General features: G+C 62.4%; 15 protein-coding genes and 1 pseudogene. 10 read left to right on the top strand and 6 right to left on the bottom strand.

What is annotated here, in order from left to right:
* The first annotated feature begins 39 nt into the window (after window positions 1-39).
* Window positions 40-3,750 carry a methionine synthase gene (gene metH / locus ACNFCJ_RS16325; protein ID WP_416772428.1) on the top strand — a complete coding sequence of 1,237 codons (3,711 nt, stop codon included), beginning with the start codon at window positions 40-42 and terminating at the stop codon, window positions 3,748-3,750.
* Between the two features lie 153 nt (window positions 3,751-3,903).
* Window positions 3,904-4,239: an osmotically-inducible lipoprotein OsmE gene (gene osmE / locus ACNFCJ_RS16320; protein ID WP_179576532.1), complete on the top strand. Its 336-nt coding sequence runs from the start codon at window positions 3,904-3,906 to the stop codon at window positions 4,237-4,239.
* 232 nt (window positions 4,240-4,471) lie between these two features.
* Here osmE and ACNFCJ_RS16315 read toward each other — a convergent pair whose 3' ends face one another.
* Window positions 4,472-4,765, bottom strand: a complete 294-nt coding sequence (locus ACNFCJ_RS16315) for a DUF1883 domain-containing protein (protein WP_074914993.1) — start codon at window positions 4,763-4,765, stop codon at window positions 4,472-4,474.
* A gap of 139 nt (window positions 4,766-4,904) precedes the next feature.
* Between ACNFCJ_RS16315 and ACNFCJ_RS16310 the strand changes: the two genes are divergently transcribed.
* The 4 genes and pseudogenes from ACNFCJ_RS16310 to ACNFCJ_RS16295 all read left to right on the top strand — a co-directional run.
* Window positions 4,905-5,930 carry a DUF5924 family protein gene (locus ACNFCJ_RS16310; protein ID WP_343350138.1) on the top strand — a complete coding sequence of 342 codons (1,026 nt, stop codon included), beginning with the start codon at window positions 4,905-4,907 and terminating at the stop codon, window positions 5,928-5,930.
* 15 nt (window positions 5,931-5,945) lie between these two features.
* A complete protein-coding gene (locus ACNFCJ_RS16305) occupies window positions 5,946-6,995 on the top strand; it encodes an RNA methyltransferase (RefSeq protein WP_099524051.1) in 1,050 nt (349 codons plus the stop codon).
* A gap of 125 nt (window positions 6,996-7,120) precedes the next feature.
* Window positions 7,121-7,309, top strand: a complete 189-nt coding sequence (locus tag ACNFCJ_RS16300; protein ID WP_416772425.1) for a hypothetical protein — start codon at window positions 7,121-7,123, stop codon at window positions 7,307-7,309.
* Window positions 7,269-7,358, top strand: a pseudogene (locus ACNFCJ_RS16295) (hypothetical protein); the annotation flags it as partial. The gene ACNFCJ_RS16300 and the pseudogene ACNFCJ_RS16295, both read left to right, overlap by 41 nt.
* A gap of 74 nt (window positions 7,359-7,432) precedes the next feature.
* Here the strand turns inward: ACNFCJ_RS16295 and ACNFCJ_RS16290 are convergent.
* Together ACNFCJ_RS16290 and ACNFCJ_RS16285 are read right to left on the bottom strand one after the other, a co-directional pair.
* The gene (locus ACNFCJ_RS16290; protein ID WP_416772424.1) at window positions 7,433-8,839 is read right to left on the bottom strand and encodes an NAD(P)/FAD-dependent oxidoreductase; all 1,407 of its coding nucleotides are present in this window, start codon (window positions 8,837-8,839) and stop codon (window positions 7,433-7,435) included.
* A gap of 45 nt (window positions 8,840-8,884) precedes the next feature.
* A complete protein-coding gene (locus tag ACNFCJ_RS16285) occupies window positions 8,885-9,706 on the bottom strand; it encodes a helix-turn-helix domain-containing protein (protein WP_416772422.1) in 822 nt (273 codons plus the stop codon).
* 117 nt (window positions 9,707-9,823) lie between these two features.
* Between ACNFCJ_RS16285 and ACNFCJ_RS16280 the strand changes: the two genes are divergently transcribed.
* Window positions 9,824-10,048 carry a DUF2970 domain-containing protein gene (locus tag ACNFCJ_RS16280; RefSeq protein WP_013715677.1) on the top strand — a complete coding sequence of 75 codons (225 nt, stop codon included), beginning with the start codon at window positions 9,824-9,826 and terminating at the stop codon, window positions 10,046-10,048.
* Window position 10,049: 1 nt separating this feature from the next.
* Here ACNFCJ_RS16280 and ACNFCJ_RS16275 read toward each other — a convergent pair whose 3' ends face one another.
* Complete coding sequence (locus ACNFCJ_RS16275; protein WP_416772463.1) at window positions 10,050-11,078, bottom strand: ABC transporter substrate-binding protein; 1,029 nt, start codon at window positions 11,076-11,078, stop codon at window positions 10,050-10,052.
* Between the two features lie 463 nt (window positions 11,079-11,541).
* On the opposite strand from ACNFCJ_RS16275, the gene ACNFCJ_RS16270 reads away from it, so the two are divergent.
* From ACNFCJ_RS16270 to ACNFCJ_RS16260, 3 genes are all read left to right on the top strand, one after another.
* On the top strand, window positions 11,542-13,200 hold the full coding sequence (locus ACNFCJ_RS16270; RefSeq protein ID WP_416772420.1) for a nitrite/sulfite reductase: 1,659 nt from the start codon (window positions 11,542-11,544) through the stop codon (window positions 13,198-13,200).
* Complete coding sequence (locus tag ACNFCJ_RS16265; protein ID WP_416772419.1) at window positions 13,184-13,681, top strand: DUF934 domain-containing protein; 498 nt, start codon at window positions 13,184-13,186, stop codon at window positions 13,679-13,681. The genes ACNFCJ_RS16270 and ACNFCJ_RS16265 overlap by 17 nt, the downstream gene beginning before the upstream one ends.
* A 143-nt stretch (window positions 13,682-13,824) precedes the next feature.
* Window positions 13,825-14,226, top strand: a complete 402-nt coding sequence (locus ACNFCJ_RS16260; protein WP_416772417.1) for a transcriptional regulator — start codon at window positions 13,825-13,827, stop codon at window positions 14,224-14,226.
* 86 nt (window positions 14,227-14,312) lie between these two features.
* Here the strand turns inward: ACNFCJ_RS16260 and ACNFCJ_RS16255 are convergent, their stop codons facing one another.
* Entirely contained in the window at window positions 14,313-15,995 is a 1,683-nt protein-coding gene (locus ACNFCJ_RS16255) for a DEAD/DEAH box helicase (protein WP_416772415.1), read from the bottom strand.
* A 319-nt stretch (window positions 15,996-16,314) separates the two neighbouring features.
* The gene (locus ACNFCJ_RS16250; protein WP_125835071.1) at window positions 16,315-17,094 is read right to left on the bottom strand and encodes a spermidine synthase; all 780 of its coding nucleotides are present in this window, start codon (window positions 17,092-17,094) and stop codon (window positions 16,315-16,317) included.
* Between the last annotated feature and the right edge of the window lie 107 nt (window positions 17,095-17,201).

Here is a 17,201-nt window from a genome sequence, read left to right as displayed (position 1 = left end):
ATCGCGCACCTTTGTTTCCGCTTTGCTCAGGTAGTTCTCATGTCCGATCGCAGCGCCCGCCTCCAAGCCCTCCAGCAAGCCCTGAAGGAGCGCATCCTGATCCTCGACGGCGGCATGGGCACCATGATCCAGAGCTACAAGCTGGAAGAGGCCGACTACCGTGGCGAGCGCTTTGCCGACTGGCCGAGCGACGTCAAAGGCAACAACGACCTGCTGCTGCTCAGTCAGCCGCAGATCATTGCCGCCATCGAGAAGGCTTATCTGGATGCCGGCGCAGATATTCTGGAAACCAATACCTTCAACGCCACCCAGGTATCCCAGGCCGATTACGGCATGGAGTCGCTGGCCTATGAGCTGAACCTGGCCGGTGCCCGCGTGGCCCGTGAAGTGGCCGACGCCAAGACCCTGGAAACCCCGGAACGCCCGCGTTTCGTCGCCGGCGTCCTGGGCCCGACCAGCCGCACCTGCTCGATCTCCCCGGACGTCAACGATCCTGGCTACCGCAACGTCACCTTCGATGAACTGGTGGAAAACTACACCGAGGCCACTCGCGGTCTGATCGCTGGCGGCGCCGACCTGATCCTGATCGAAACCATCTTCGACACCCTCAACGCCAAGGCAGCGATCTTCGCCGTGCAGCAGGTATTCGACGAAGACGCCGTCGAGTTGCCGATCATGATTTCCGGCACCATCACCGATGCCTCCGGCCGCACCCTGTCTGGCCAGACGACCGAAGCGTTCTGGAACTCGGTACGACACGCCAACCCTATCTCCGTCGGTCTGAACTGCGCGCTTGGCGCCAAAGACCTGCGCCCGTACCTGGAAGAGCTGTCGAACAAGGCCGACACCCATGTGTCCGCCCACCCCAACGCCGGTCTGCCCAACGCTTTCGGTGAATACGACGAGAGCCCGGCAGAAATGGCCGCAGTGGTCGAAGAGTTCGCCGCCAGCGGCTTTCTCAACATCATCGGCGGTTGCTGCGGCACCACCCCGGCGCATATCCAGGCGATTGCCGAAGCCGTCGCCAAGTACCAACCCCGCGCCATTCCAGAGATTCCCAAGGCCTGTCGTCTGTCGGGCCTCGAACCGTTCACCATCGACCGCAAGTCGCTGTTCGTGAACGTCGGCGAACGCACCAACATCACCGGCTCGGCCAAGTTCGCCCGCCTGATCCGCGAGGAAAACTACACCGAAGCGCTGGAGGTCGCCCTGCAGCAGGTGGAAGCCGGCGCCCAGGTGATCGACATCAACATGGACGAGGGCATGCTCGACTCCAAGGCGGCCATGGTTCGCTTCCTGAACCTGATCGCCGGCGAGCCGGACATCTCGCGCGTGCCGATCATGATCGACTCCTCCAAGTGGGAGGTGATCGAGGCCGGCCTGAAGTGCATCCAGGGCAAGGGCATCGTCAACTCGATTTCCATGAAGGAAGGCGTCGAGCAATTCAAGCACCACGCCAAGCTGTGCAAGCGCTATGGCGCCGCCGTGGTGGTGATGGCCTTCGACGAAGTCGGCCAGGCCGACACCGCCGCGCGCAAGAAAGAAATCTGCCAGCGCAGCTACGACATTCTGGTCAACGAAGTGGGCTTCCCGCCGGAAGACATCATCTTCGACCCGAACATCTTCGCCGTGGCCACCGGCATCGAGGAACACAACAACTACGCCGTGGACTTCATCGAAGCCTGCGCCTTCATTCGCGACAACCTGCCCCACGCCTTGAGCTCGGGCGGCGTGTCCAACGTATCGTTCTCGTTCCGTGGCAACAACCCGGTGCGCGAGGCGATCCACTCGGTGTTCCTCTACTACGCCATCCAGAACGGCCTGACCATGGGCATCGTCAACGCCGGCCAGTTGGAAATCTACGACGAGATTCCCAAGGAGCTGCGCGACCGCGTCGAGGATGTCGTGCTCAACCGCACGCCAGGCGGTACCGACGCCCTGCTGGCCATCGCCGACAATTACCGTGGCGGCGGCGCGACCAAGGAAGTCGAGAACGAAGAGTGGCGCTCGCTGCCAGTCGACAAGCGCCTGGAGCACGCATTGGTCAAAGGCATCACCGCCTTTATCGTCGAAGATACCGAGGAATGCCGCCAGCAATGCGCGCGCCCCATCGAAGTCATCGAAGGCCCGCTGATGAGCGGCATGAACGTGGTCGGCGACCTGTTCGGCTCGGGCAAGATGTTCCTGCCCCAGGTGGTCAAGTCCGCCCGCGTGATGAAGCAGGCGGTTGCGCATCTGATTCCGTTCATCGAGGCGGAGAAAGGAGACAAGCCGGAAGCCAAGGGCAAGATCCTCATGGCCACGGTCAAAGGTGACGTGCATGACATCGGCAAGAACATCGTCGGCGTGGTGCTAGGCTGTAACGGCTACGACATCGTCGACCTCGGCGTGATGGTGCCGGCAGAAAAGATCCTGCAGACCGCCATCGCCGAAAAATGCGACATCATCGGCCTGTCCGGCCTGATCACCCCGTCGCTGGACGAAATGGTCCACGTCGCCAAGGAAATGCAACGCCAGGGTTTCACCCTGCCATTGATGATCGGCGGCGCGACCACCTCCAAGGCCCACACCGCGGTGAAGATCGACCCTCAATACAGCAACGATGCCGTGGTCTACGTCACCGACGCCTCGCGCGCTGTGGGCGTGGCCACCCAGTTGCTGTCAAAGGAGTTGAAAGCCGATTTCGTGCAGAAGACCCGCGACGAGTACGTAGTGGTGCGTGAGCGCACCGCCGCCCGTGCGACCCGCACCGAGCGCTTGAGCTACGACAACGCCGTCGCCAACAAGCCGACGTTCGACTGGACCGGTTATAGCGCACCGAAACCGAGCTTCACCGGCGTCAAGGTGCTCGACGATATCGACCTCAACGTACTGGCCGAGTACATCGACTGGACGCCGTTCTTTATCTCCTGGGACCTGGCCGGCAAATACCCGCGCATCCTTACCGACGAAGTGGTCGGCGAAGCAGCCACCACCTTGTTTGCCGATGCCCAGGAACTGCTGAAAAAACTGATCGACGAGAAGCTGATCAAGGCCCGCGCGGTGCTGGGCTTCTGGCCTGCCAATCAGGTGCATGACGACGATATCGAGGTTTACGGGGACAACGGCGAACAGCTCGCCACCCTGCACCACCTGCGCCAGCAGACCATCAAGCCGGACGGCAAGCCGAACCTGTCCCTGGCCGACTTCGTTGCGCCGAAAAGCAGCGGCGTGACGGACTACGTGGGCGGCTTTATCACCACCGCGGGCATCGGCGCCGAGGAAGTTGCCAAGGCCTACGAGGCCAAGGGCGACGATTACAACGCGATCATGGTCAAGGCGCTGGCCGACCGCCTCGCCGAAGCCTGCGCTGAATGGCTGCACGAGCGCGTGCGCAAAGAGCACTGGGGCTACCAACCGGACGAGCACCTGAGTAACGAGGAGCTGATCAAGGAAGCCTACAAGGGCATCCGCCCTGCGCCTGGCTACCCGGCCTGCCCGGACCACACCGAGAAAGGCACGCTGTTCAAGCTGCTCGATCCCGAGGCGGACTACAACAAGGCCGGCCGTAGCGGCGTGTTCCTCACCGAGCACTACGCCATGTTCCCAGCAGCAGCGGTCAGCGGCTGGTACTTCGCCCACCCTGAGGCGCAGTACTTCGCTGTCGGCAAGGTCGACAAGGATCAGATCGAAAGCTACAGCGAGCGAAAGGCGCAGGACATCAGCGTCAGCGAACGCTGGTTGATGCCCAACCTGGGCTACGACGACTGACGCAAAAGAGCCCGCAATCGCGGGCTCTTTATCGTTCATACGGCAGCGAACGCGAGTCGACTCGCGCCGATTGTCGAGATACACGAACTCCCAAGCCTGATCAATGCTCCAAGACTTACCGAGCCACTTCGGCTCGTTCGACGGAGCGACGACATGTACAAGCACAGCCTTGCAGTACTGGCAGTGGCAGCCGTGATGAGCGGTTGCTCGACTATCGAGAACCCAGCCGATTACGTGACCTTTCGCAATGAGCCACTGGTCAAGCAGGTCGACCACGGCATGACTCAGGAGCAGGTACTCACTCTCGGCGGGCCACCCTCTTCGGACGTGCGCAATAGCGTCACAGGCGGCACCTGCAACAACTATGTGCTGAATGTCGACGGCCTGGAGCAGCCCTATTACGTGGACTTCGACGTCAACGGCCGGGTCGACAGCAAGGGCTTCATGACCTGCGAACAGCACCAGGGTAACCTGCGCAAGCGGCTCTGAATACGATCAGCCCCGCTGCGCGCAGCGGGGCTGACAACTGCCTAGAAGATCAGTGAGAGCAATCCCACCACCACGATCAGGCCGATGATGAAAATGATACCGACGGTGCCTCCGAGAAACTTCAGCATGCTGACTCTCCTTCTTGTGGGTTCATCAGCTCTGACCTCTTCCGGCTTGGCCGCGTTTAGTCTTTTTCTTCAGCGTCTCGCCTGACATGAGGTTCGCATCGGTATCAGGCGCCCGGGCGACGGACGATCTTGATGCTGTATTCCATCTGCGGCTTGCGTGTCACGCTGACTGCCCGGCGGCTTACGGTATCCAGCGTGATGTTCCAGAAACCACCGGAGGGCACGCGGATTTTCGCCGGGAACTTGATGAACGCACCGCCGTGATAACTGTGACGACCACGGTTTCTGAACGCGCGAAAGTTGGCATCGTTCATCAGGCGGATGTTGCAGGGCTGCGAACACTGGATGACCACCAGATCACCCTCTTCCAGATGCTCACGTTGATGGATGAATTTCATCGTTTTCGGACTCGGTGGTGAAACGGGGGCGCAATAGTGCCGCAAGCAGCCCGGCACCGCCAGCGCAGCTGACGACTCGCTTGCAGCCAAGGCTCGGGCTACCTAGGATGCGCGCCCAACACTGCCATTTGCTACTGCCATGAAAGTCGTACTTGACCGCATCCCCATGCTGATCGCCCTGCTGCGCCGTTACCCAGGCCTGGTCGCCCTGTTCGGCTTCTGCTCGGGCGTGGCCAGTTTTCTTCTGGTGGACCGCCAGGCGCATCTGGCCAAGGTGCTCGGCGTGGTATTGCTGGTCAGTTGGGTCTGGCTGATTCTCGAGAACCTGCTGCGCGAACGCATTGCCCGGCGCTTCGGCTTCGAGCTACCGTTGCCGCTGCTGCGCTACGGCACGCAGATGATCCACCAGGAAAGCCTGTTCTTCGTGTTGCCGTTCTTCTTCATCACCACCACCTGGAACAGCGGGCAGTTGCTGTTCAGCGGACTGCTGGCGGTCGCCGCACTGGCCTCGATCACCGACCCGATCTATTACCGCTGGCTGGCGCCGCGGCGCTGGCTGCTGCTGATCCTTCACAGCCTGGCGCTGTTCGCGGTGCTGCTTACCGCGCTGCCGATCATCTTTCACCTCAGCACACCGCAGAGCTACCGGATCGCCCTGGCGGTTGCCACGGTACTGGCACTACCAAGTCTGCCCGGCTTGATCGGGTTCGCTGGTTGGCGACGCATTGTGTTGCTGGCTGCCCTGCCTCTGGCGATGGCCAGCGCCGGCTGGATGGCGCGAGTCTGGGTGCCGCCGGCAACTCTGTGGCTGACCGAGGTAGCGATCAGCGATCACTTCGATGGCGCGCAGCGCACGCCAGGCGAAAGCCTGCGGCAGATCAGCCCTGAGCAATTGCTCAATGATGGGCTCTACGCCTACACCTCGATCAATGCTCCACGTGGCCTCAACGAGCGCATCTACCACGTCTGGCAGCACAACGGTCAGGAAGTCGACCGCATTGCGTTGGATATCAACGGCGGGCGCAAGGAGGGCTATCGCGCCTGGACGCACAAACTCAACTTCCCCGCTTCGCCGGAAGGCCGCTGGCAGGTGCGGGTCGTCACCGAAGCCGGGCAGATGATCGGCACGCTGCGCTTCGACGTGGTCGCCCTCACGGCCAAGTGATAGCATGCGCGCCCCATGCAGCTCACCGAACTCAACCAACGCCTCGCCGACCTTGGCGCCAAACCCCAGCATATCGGGCGGATTACCCGTGCCTGGCTACAGGGCAAGCCGTTGGACACCGGCACCAAGCATCAGAAGACCGAAAACTTCCTGCCGCTGACGGTACGTGAAGGGCTGCCAGCTATCGCCAGCGAACTGGACGCACTGGCCCGCCTGCGCTCCGAACACCCTGGCGCCGACGGCTCGGCCCGCTTGCTGGTGGAGCTGGCGGATAAACAGATGGTGGAAAGCGTACTGCTGCCGCGCGATGGTCTGTGCATCTCCAGCCAGGTCGGCTGCGCCGTGGCCTGTGTGTTCTGCATGACGGGCAAGAGCGGCCTGCTGCGCCAGCTCAGCAGCGCCGAGATGGTCGCTCAGGTCGCCCTGGGTCGACGCTTTCGTCCAGTGAAGAAAGTGGTGTTCATGGGCATGGGCGAGCCGGCGCACAACCTCGACAACGTGCTTGAGGCCATCGATCTGCTCGGCACCGAGGGCGGTATCGGTCAGCGCAACCTGGTGTTTTCCACCGTAGGCGACCCGCGGGTATTCGAGCGCCTGCCCAAGCAACGCGTGCGCCCTGCCCTGGCGCTGTCGCTACACACCACTGATGCCGAACTGCGCCAGCGCCTGCTGCCCAAGGCGCCGCGCATCGATCCTGAAGAGCTGGTAGAGCTGGGCGAGGCCTATGCCCGCACCATCGACTACCCGATTCAGTATCAGTGGACGCTGCTCAAAGGCATCAACGACAGCCAGGAAGAAATGGATAACATCCTGCGCCTGTTCAAGGGCAAGTTCGCCGTGCTCAACCTGATCCCCTACAACAGCCTGGAAGCCGACGACTACCAGCGCCCCGACGGCGAGCGCATCGTCGAGATGGTGCGCTACCTGCACAGCCGTGGCGTGCTGACCAAAGTGCGCAACTCGGCTGGCCAGGATGTCGACGGTGGCTGCGGCCAACTGCGCGCCCGCGCGGTGGATGTGATCAACACCAGCCGCCTGCACAGAAAGCTCAAGAACGGCACCTGAGCGCTGATACAAAAACGTACAGAGAGACCACACGTCCCGCTGGCGAAAAGCCGGCGCTGTATTTGTTTTAGACAACTGCCTTGCATGGATGCAGCCCCGTAGTCTGGGTGCCTAGCAGCCCATTCATGAAAATCGCCCACAAGGTCGGTATCGCGGCCGCTATCGTGCTGTTCCTTACCACCAGCCTGCTGTCGCTATCCCAGGTCAGCCAGGTTCGCGACACCTTGCGCAATCAGATTCGGTCTGGTGGTGCTGGGTCTGCTGATGAACAGCCTGCTCAAGCCGCTGAGCCTGCTGAGCACCTCGCTGCGTGAGATCAACAGCGGTGAAGGTGACCTGACGCGCCGCCTGACGATCACCAGCAATGACGAGATCGGCGAGCTGTCGCAGGAATTCAACCGCTTCCTGCAAACCCTGCAGGAACGGCTGGCATTCACTCAGCCCATCAGGCTTTCCATACGCGCCGCAACCGCTTGCGCCAGACGCCGGCGCCAGGCCGGGCTGCGCGGGTTGGCGAGGACTTCGTCCTCATGCACGAAGCTGCGGATGATCGCGTTGTAACCGAGCCAGCGGCAGGGTTCGGGCTCCCAGCGCCTCAGGCTGGAAATCGGGCTGTCGCTCAATACCCAGGGCTGGCGCAGCAATTCGCTGTCACGCCCGAGAATCAGGTCGGCCAGGGTGCGCCCGCCGAGGTTGGTGGCACCCACGCCCTCGCCGCCATAACCGCCAGACAGCGCGATGCGGCTGCGCGTGTCGCGCAACATGTGCGGCTGGAAACGCCGCGCCATGCCCAGATTGCCGCCCCAGGAATGGGTAAAACGCACATTGCGCAACTGCGGGAAGATTTCCCCCATCAGGTAGCGACGCAGACCCAGTTCGTCGTCGGTAAGGTTGAAATCGCTGCGCAGGCGCCCGCCAAAGCGGTAGCCACCGCGCGCACCGAAGATCAGACGGTCATCGAGGCTGCGCTGGCCGTAGGTGACCTGGCGGCTGAATTCGCTGAATGCCTGTCCTCGCTCCAGTCCGATACTGGCCCAGACATCCGCCGGCAGTGGCTCGGTGGCAACGATCAGGCTCTGCACCGGCAACTGGTGAGTGCCCAACGGCGGCAAAGTGGCGGCGTAGCCCTCGATGGCCGGCACCACCCAATCAGCCGTGACCCGGCCTTGAACCGTACGCACCAGGCCGGGCTGCCACTCGATCACCGGGCTGCGCTCGTAGAGTTCGACGCCCAGACCCTCGACGCAACTTGCCAGGCCCCGCACCAGCTTGGCCGGCTGGATCGTCGCGCAATGCGGGCTATACAGCGCGCCGTAGGCATTGGCCAGGCGCAGCTGCGTAGCCAGTTCGCTCGGCGGCAGCCAGCGGTAGTCGTCCTCGCTCAGGCCCAGTGCACGCAGTTCCTTGAGATAGTCCCGTAGGCGCAACTCCTGCTCCGGATAACGCGCTGCGCAATACAGCACCCCACACTTGCGCAGGTCGCAATCGATCCCCTCACGGGCGACGACCTCAGCCACTTCATCGGGAATGGCGTGCAGCAGTTCGAACGAGGCCTTGCGGACGGTCGCCGGCAAGCCGGCCAGCAACCGGTCTTCGCCAAGCAGGTTGCCCATCAGCCAGCCACCATTGCGACCGGAGGCACCGAAGCCGGCGGTCTCGGCCTCCACGATCACCACCCGCAGCTGCGGCGCCTGGCGCTTGAGGTAATAGGCCGTCCACAAGCCGGTATAGCCGGCGCCGATGATGGCCACGTCCGCCTGAATATCGTGCTGCAGGCTGGGCCGCGCCTGCAGTGGATCATCGAGCTGATCCATCCACAGACTGATGTTGCGCCAGTGATTCATCCACGCCTCCGTCATCAATCGATGGCCCAAGGCTAGTCGTGGCGATCAGTGATTGTCTTGTGTGCGTGCCCGCGCGGAAATCTGCTTGAGGTAGGCCGTTGGCGACAGCCCGGTGTGGCGTTTGAAGCAGCTATAGAACGCCGACAAGGAATTGAAACCCGAGGCAAAGGCCAACTCGTCGATGCGCTTCAGGTCACTGCCGGCCTGCATGCCGTCGAGCAGGTACTGCAGACGCGCGCGATTGACGTAGCGATAGAAGCTTTCGCCAAGCACCTGGTTGAGCAGGTGGGAAATCTGGTTGCGACTGTAACCGGTCGCCGCGGCCACCTGCTGCAGGTCCAGCTCCGGGTCCAGAAAAGGCTGGCTGCGCTGGAAATAATCCTGAAGATCCTGCGCCAACTGCCCGAGCTGACGCGTCGACAACCCCAGGCGACTGATCGCCGGGCGTGAAGTGGCGGTTGCGCCAGCTCCACGAATCTCGTGCACCAAGGTGGCGTACTCGTTGATGCGCCAGATCAGCCCGTCACGCACGGTGATGGCCTCGCCGGTGCGAAACGACACCAGCCCTTCCCCGCCCTGCAGGCTGGTGCGGTACTGGATGAAGGCGGTATGACCATCGATGCGAATACGATCGACGTGCTCCAGCAACTCGCCTGGGCGGCGCGGCAGGTTGGCTTCGACGTACTCGCGCAACTCAGCCAGGCGCATGCAACGTTGCTGATAGAAATCGTTGTATTCGATATCGGGGTGATACAGCGCCAGCACCGCTTCGAGGTCGCGATGCTTCCAGCTCAGGTGGTAGCGCAAGATGGTTTCGCGGGTGCGCTCGGTCTGCGCGGCATCGTCGGCAAAAAGGTCGTCAGGCATGGCAAGCATCGTTGGTCAGGCACGGGCAGATTGCCTGATTCGCCGAAGCCGGCCTAGCCCCTCGTGCCGCCTCGCCGGTTGCGGACTATGCTTGCAGGACTGAAGGAGAGACCGACCATGACTGATCAGGACAAAGACCCCCAGGCCCCTCTGACGCTGCGCGAGATGCTACAGAGCGTGCTGGCGGCGGCGCTGGGGGTGCAAAGCGGCAAGAACCGCAGTCGCGACTTCAGCCGCGGCAAGCCCACTCACTTTATTCTGCTCGGGGTACTGTTCACTGCCCTGTTCGTGGTCGTATTGCTGGGCGCGGTGAAACTGATCCTGCACTTGGCGACCGGCTGAATCAGTCCAGCAGCGATGCGATCGAGCAGTCGTAGCCTTGCCGTTGTGGCTGCGAGACAGCGCTGAACCGGCGGAAGTCCATTTCCAGATCCGCCTGACCAAGACGCCTGAGCAACTGTTGCGATTGGCGGCCATCGACCGTACGCAACAATCGCGCAATCTGGTCCTTGCCGCCTCGCTCGATGAAGTCCAGGCCGCGTGCGTGATCACCAAGCATCACCATCGCGCAGGCCCCCAGGAGAAAATGCCCGCTCACCAGGACCTCGATCTGCCCGTCCATTCGCGCTTGCAGCACACGGGCCGAGTTGTTCACGGCGGAATAGTGCAACTTTCGATTCTGTTCGGCCGCTGCCTGCATGACACCGAACGCCATGGCGTCGTTGGCGGACCAGACCAGGCTGACCTCCGGGTAGCGCGGCAACAGACTAACGGCCTGCTCATAGGCGCGTTGTTCCAGCCATTCACCATGCACCGCCTGCACCAGGCGCACGTGCGGCGCCTCGTTCAGCGCGCGTTGCAGGCCGGCCAGGCGTAATACTGAAGAAGGTGTTTGCTTGACTCCGGCGAACGCCAGCAAGTCGGCCGGCTTGCCGCGGCTGAGCGCGATCAGCTCGCGGCCCATCAGGTAGCCGGCCTCTTCGTCATTGGGTACCAGGCTGCCCAGCCAATTGCGATACCGTTCGCGGCTGCCTCCGATCAGGGCCTGCTGCTCCTCGGTGAGCGTGCTGTGCAGGGCCAAAAGACCAACCTGAGTGCCTTCGAACAAACGCAGCAGCACCGGCCCCTGGAACTGCTCGTTGGTGAAGATCAGGTAATCGGGATGTTCGCCTTCCAGAACCTGCCGGGCATTGCTCAACATACGCGTCAGGTCACGCTCGCCATAGAGCACCGTCAGCTCGATACCGAGATCGTCTGCGGCGTCCTGCATGTAGCGGGAGTAGTCGATCCAGAACGGTTCGTCGGAAAAACCGGGATTGAGAAACACCACCGAAGGCGCACGCGATTGCGCTGCCGCCAGCGCGCAGCACATCAGTATCCCGACGCCCAACACCCACCTGATCACGACGCCCCTCCCCGATTGACGGGGCGCAGTATAGGGTGCAAACGGAAAAAGGCCGACCGCTAATGCGCGTCGACCCTTGCGTTCACTGCCCGCTGACCCAGAAAACCGCCGTGCCCACTGCAATCAGGATCAGGCTGAAGATCGCCCAGGCGTCGATAACGCTGTCGGAATTGTCCATATCGGTGTGTTCGCTCATGGCTCCCCCTCTTCTTGTGATTGTGGGTGACGCACACTGTATTTAAGACCAGCCTCGGCATTGGCTCAAACCATCTGGTTATGCTTTAGAGCGGTCTTATTCCTTAAAGCTAGTTTTATATATTCAAACATCACTTTTACGCATAAACCTGAGCTGGTATCGTGCCCCGGCTCCTCGGGAGTGCGCGGCCGTGCGCGCTGATTGGCAGTAAATAGCCTGATAACAGGACCCTTCATGTACGTTTATGACCAGTACGATCAACAGATCGTCGAGGATCGCGTCAAGCAGTTCCGCGATCAAACCCGTCGCTACCTCGCCGGAGAGCTGAGCGGCGAGGAATTCCGTCCGCTGCGCCTGCAGAACGGTCTGTATATCCAGCGTTACGCGCCCATGCTGCGCGTCGCCGTGCCTTATGGCCTGCTGTCGTCCACCCAGGTGCGCATGCTGGCGAAGATCGCCCGCGACTACGACAAGGGTTACGCGCACATCAGTACCCGGCAGAACGTGCAGTTCAACTGGCCGGACCTGGAAGACGTGCCGGAGATCCTTGCCGAGCTGGCCACCGTGCAGATGCACGCCATCCAGACCAGCGGCAACTGCATCCGCAACACAACCACCGATCAGTTCGCCGGCGTGGCCAAGGACGAGATCGTCGATCCGCGCCCCTGGTGCGAGATCATCCGCCAGTGGTCGACCTTCCATCCCGAATTTTCGCACCTGCCGCGCAAGTTCAAGATCGCCGTCAACGGCGCCGTGAGCGATCGCGCCGCCATCGAAGTGCATGACATCGGCCTGGAAGCGGTGAAGAACGAAGCCGGCGAGCTGGGCTTCCGCGTTTCCGTCGGCGGCGGCCTGGGCCGTACCCCGATCGTCGGCAGCTTCATCAACGAATTCCTGCCCTGGCAGCACCTGATCAGCTACCTCGACGCCATCCTGCGTGTGTACAACCGCTATGGCCGTCGCGACAACAAGTACAAGGCGCGCATCAAGATCCTGGTCAAGGCGCTGACCCCTGAGGTGTTCGCCGAGCGCGTCAACGCCGAGTGGGCGCACCTCAAGGATGGGCCTACCACCCTGACCGAAGCCGAAGTCGCGCGCGTTGCCGCACATTTCGTCGACCCGGCCTATCTGGCCCTGGAGGACGAAGACGCCCTGCTCGCCCAGCAGGACGCCGAGCACCCGGGCTTTGCCCGCTGGCGTCAGCGCAACACCTTCGCCCACAAGAAGCCCGGCTACGTCGCCGTGACCCTGTCGCTCAAGCCGACTGGCGTAGCGCCGGGGGACGTCACCGACAAGCAGCTCGATGCCATCGCCGACCTGGCTGATCGCTACGCCTTCGGTGAAGTGCGCAACAGCCACAATCAGAACATCATCCTCGCCGACGTCGAACAGCGTCAGCTGCTGACCCTGTGGGGCGAGCTGCGTGAGCAAGGCTTCGCCACGCCGAACGTGGGCCTGCTGACCGACATCATCTGCTGCCCGGGCGGTGATTTCTGCTCGCTGGCCAATGCCAAGTCGATTCCGGTGGCCGAAGCCATCCAGCGTCGTTTCGACGATCTCGACTACCTGTTCGACATCGGCGACATCGACCTGAACATTTCCGGCTGCATGAACGCCTGTGGTCACCATCACGTCGGTCATATCGGCATCCTCGGCGTCGACAAGAAAGGCCAGGAGTTCTATCAGGTCTCGCTGGGTGGCAGCGCCGGTCGCGAAGCCAGCCTGGCGCAGATTCTCGGCCCGTCCTTCGCTCAGGACGACATGCCGGACGTGATCGACAAGATCATCAACGTCTACGTCGAACAACGCACCGAAGAAGAAAGCTTCCTCGATACCTACCGCCGCATCGGTATCGACCCGTTCAAGGAGCGCGTCTATGCAGCGAATCATTAAGAACGGTCAGGTGGTCGACGAAACCTGGCATCTGCTGGCCAAGGACGTGACCCTGGACGTCATTCCCAACTGCGACGACATCATCGTGCCGCTGGCCCTGTGGCGCGAGCATTCTCACGCCCTCAAGGCCCGCGACGGCGGCCTCGGCGTGTGGCTGGAAGCTGGCGACGAGATCGAGGAAATTGCCGATGATCTGGCGCACTTCCAGGTGATCGCCCTGGAGTTCCCGGCCTTCACCGACGGCCGTCACTCCTCCACCGCCTACCTGCTGCGTACCCGCTACGACTACAAAGGTGAAGTCCGCGCCATCGGCGACGTCCTGCGCGACCAGCTGTTCGCCCTGCACCGCGTCGGCTTCGACGCCTTCGCCGTGCGTGCTGACAAGGACCCGTACGATGCGCTGAAGGCCTTCGAGGACTACAGCGAGGTGTACCAGGCTTCGGCCGATCAGCCGCAACCGCTGTTCCGTCGCCGCGCCTGATCGAGCGCAGCTGAAGCATCCAAAACGCCCCGACTGCTTCGGGGCGTTTTGCTTTGTGCATCTGCGCTCGATCAATTCAGGTCGAACCGTGGCCCGTCTCTGGAGTCGGACCCTATAAGTCCATCGCATAGGGAGAGACAGCCATGAAGCATGATTGGGACCTGATCGAACGCCTGCTGCATGAGGCGCAAAACTCCGCTGGCAAGCCATTCGCCCCGCGTCGCTACGCCGAAGACTTGGCTGCGGAACAAGAGAATGCGGGCGACCCCGTGCAGGACCTCGACCACCTACGCGCGGAGGCCGCTCGCTACGAAGCACGGCTGCTGGAAAACGGCTTTATCGAGCCGCGCCCGGAAGACCAAGGCGGCAACGGCGAAAACTTCGTGCTGACCGCGCGAGGCGCGCAACTGCTGAGCATGCTCGACAGCAGCATCCCCGGCAACGAGCACCCGCGTGAAGTGCTCGACGAAGCCGGCGAAGCGGCGTTGACGCCCGAGGTGTTCGACCGCCTGGCTGCCAAGGCCAATCTTAGTAAAACCAGCTAACCAGTCATCGCGCAAATAAAAACGCCGCGCCCTGTAAAGGGCGCGGCGTTTTGCTGATCCTGCGACAAGGCATCAAGCCTGGCGGATCAATCCTCGCGGTAGCGACGCAGTTTCAGCGCCTTGCCAGCAACGCGGGTATCTTTCAGCTTGCCCAGCAGACGGTCCAGACCGTCTTCCGGCAGCTCGACCAGGCTGAAGGTCTCGCGGATCTGGATACGACCGATCGCTTCGCGAGCCAGACCACCTTCGTTGAGGATGGCGCCCAGCAGGTTCTTCGCAGCGATACCGTCGCGAGTACCCAGCGCAGTGCGGCAGCGCACGCGACCTTCGGTCAGCGGTACCGGCGCACGGCGCTCGCGGTATTCGCCGCGCTCACCACCACGCTCGCCATCACGTTCACGACGCTCACGCGGAGCACCGCCAGCGCCCGGCACCAGCGGCTGCTCGCGCTCGACGGTAGCCAGATCCAGCGCCTGACCATTGGTGGCCTTCTTCAGCAGCGCAGCGGCCAAAGCGCGCGGGCTGCAACCGATGTCGGCAGTCAGACGGTCGAGCAGGTCGCCATGACTGGCTTCGGCATCGGCCACCAGCGGCGCCAGGCTGCTGGTCAGTTTCTTGATACGGGCGTCGAGCACTTGCTGGGCGTTCGGCAGCTTGACCTCACCGACCTTCTGCCCGGTGACACGCTCGATCACCTGCAGCATGCGACGCTCACGCGGGGTCACCAGCAGCAGCGCACGACCATCGCGACCGGCGCGGCCGGTACGGCCGATACGGTGCACGTAGGACTCCGGGTCGTACGGCATGTCGACGTTGAACACGTGGGTGATGCGCGGCACGTCGATACCACGAGCAGCAACGTCAGTCGCGACGACGATGTCCAGACGGCCATCCTTGAGCGACTCGATCACGCGCTCACGCTGGTTCTGCGCGATGTCGCCGTTCAGCGCAGCGGCCTTGAAGCCTTTGGCTTCCAGGGCAGCAGCCAAATCCAGAGTGGCCTGCTTGGTGCGTACGAAAGCGATCAGCGCGTCAAAATCTTCGACTTCCAGCAGACGAAGCACGGCGTTGGTCTTCTGATCGGCATGGATCATCAGGTGCGCCTGCTCGATACGCGAGACGGTCTGGGTCTTGGCAGCGATCTTGACGTGTTGCGGCTCGCGCAGGTGCTTTTCGGCGATGGCGCGGATCGAATGCGGCAACGTGGCGGAGAACAGCACGCTCTGGCGGCTTTCCGGCATGGCTTCGAAGATCACTTCGAGGTCATCCATGAAGCCCAGCTTGAGCATTTCGTCCGCTTCGTCGAGTACCAGATGCTGAATGGTCGACAGCACTTTCTCGTCACGACGCAGGTGGTCGACAAGGCGACCCGGCGTGGCAACGATGACCTGAGCGCCCTGGCGAATGGCCTTGAGCTGCGGGCCCATGGGCGCGCCGCCGTATACGGCAACGACGTTCAGGCCAGGCATCTGCTTGGAGTAGGTTTCGAAGGCGGTAGCAACCTGCAGGGCCAGCTCACGAGTCGGTGCCAGGATCAGCACCTGCGGCTCGCGCTTGGCCGGGTCGATCTTCGACAGCAGCGGCAGCGCGAAGGCTGCGGTTTTACCGGTACCGGTCTGCGCCTGACCGATCATGTCGTGGCCGGCGAGAATCACCGGAATGGCCTGCGACTGGATTGGGGACGGCTCTTCGTAACCAACGGCGGTCAGAGCGGCGAGAATATTGGGGTGAAGTCCGAGCGCGGCGAAGCCGCCGATTTCCTGGGTCATGGGTCTGCCTCAAGTGCATCCGCAAAGACCCATGTTCCAAAGCTGCGCATGCCGTGTAAGACCTTGTGGGTCACCCTGGCAGCCTGGTCGGCGGGGATTTGCGAAAACGTGATGAAAGTGAATCGTCAAGGATAGTCCGCTGGGGACTGGCTGCCGGGTTTAATTTCCCGGGCGAGTTGCGCTACCTGAACGTGGCCAGAAAATTGGCCGGCGCGCATCATACCGGAAATTCCTGACCAAGGTGCTGTTTTTTATCCTTACATGTCACCCTGCAGGGGCTTTTCTAGAGCTTTTCGCAGTTTTTACGCCGGGCGGCGTATCACGTAGCCGGGCGCAAGGCCGCGATCAGCGGCTGCAGCGAATAACCCAGACGCGGTGCCAGCTCGCCGGCACGCATCTGCAGGCGTCCCAGGTCGAGCCTCTGCTCGAGGTCGGCCGGGATCAGCAGCACCACGTTGCCCTCCTTCACCGGGCACTCCCAATAATGGCGATGGTAGAGGCCGCGCAGCAGTGCCGCGCCAAGCGGCTTGCCGTCGTTGCCTGCCCATTGATTGATGATCAGCCAGCCACCCGGGTTGAGTTTTTCGCGGCAGCGCTCGAGAAAGCGCCAGGCCAGATGCCCGGCGCCCGGCCCCTGGTCGGTGTACAGGTCGAGAAAGATCAGATCGGCGGTTTCCGCGCTGTCGAGCAGCTCGGTGGCATCACCGATGCGAATGGTCAGCCGTGGGTCGTCGTCGAGACCGAGAAACTCCATGGCCAGGCGCGGCACGTCCGGTCGTAGCTCGATGGCCTCGACATCCTCCAGCGGCAGGAACTTCAGGCAGGCCTGGGTCAGGTTGCCGGCACCCAGCCCCAGGAACAGCGCGGTTTCCGGCTCATCGTGGCACAGCGCGCCCAGCAGCATGGCGCGGGTGTAGTCGTACTCCAGCCAGCTCGGATCGCCCTGGAACACGCAGCTCTGCTCGATGGCATCGCCGAACTCGAGAAAGCGATAGGCGCCAATCTGCACCACACGGATCACCCCGAAGGCATCGCGCACTTCGGCCAGCAGAACCTCGTCCTGCAGTTGCAACTCGTCGTCCGGCGGCAACCCTGGCATCGAAACCTCCCCACAGTGACATCCCGTACCACAACAACCGGGCTAAAGGCGCCGATTGTCATTGAAGCAGCTGCCCCCGGTCACGCAATAATTCCAACACTTGCGCT

The organism is Pseudomonas sp. NY15364, from assembly GCF_048068235.1.
GTDB classification, from domain to species: domain Bacteria; phylum Pseudomonadota; class Gammaproteobacteria; order Pseudomonadales; family Pseudomonadaceae; genus Aquipseudomonas; species Aquipseudomonas mendocina_D.
Note: the sequence above shows the minus strand (reverse complement) of the source record. Positions and strands in the feature narration are given on the sequence as shown.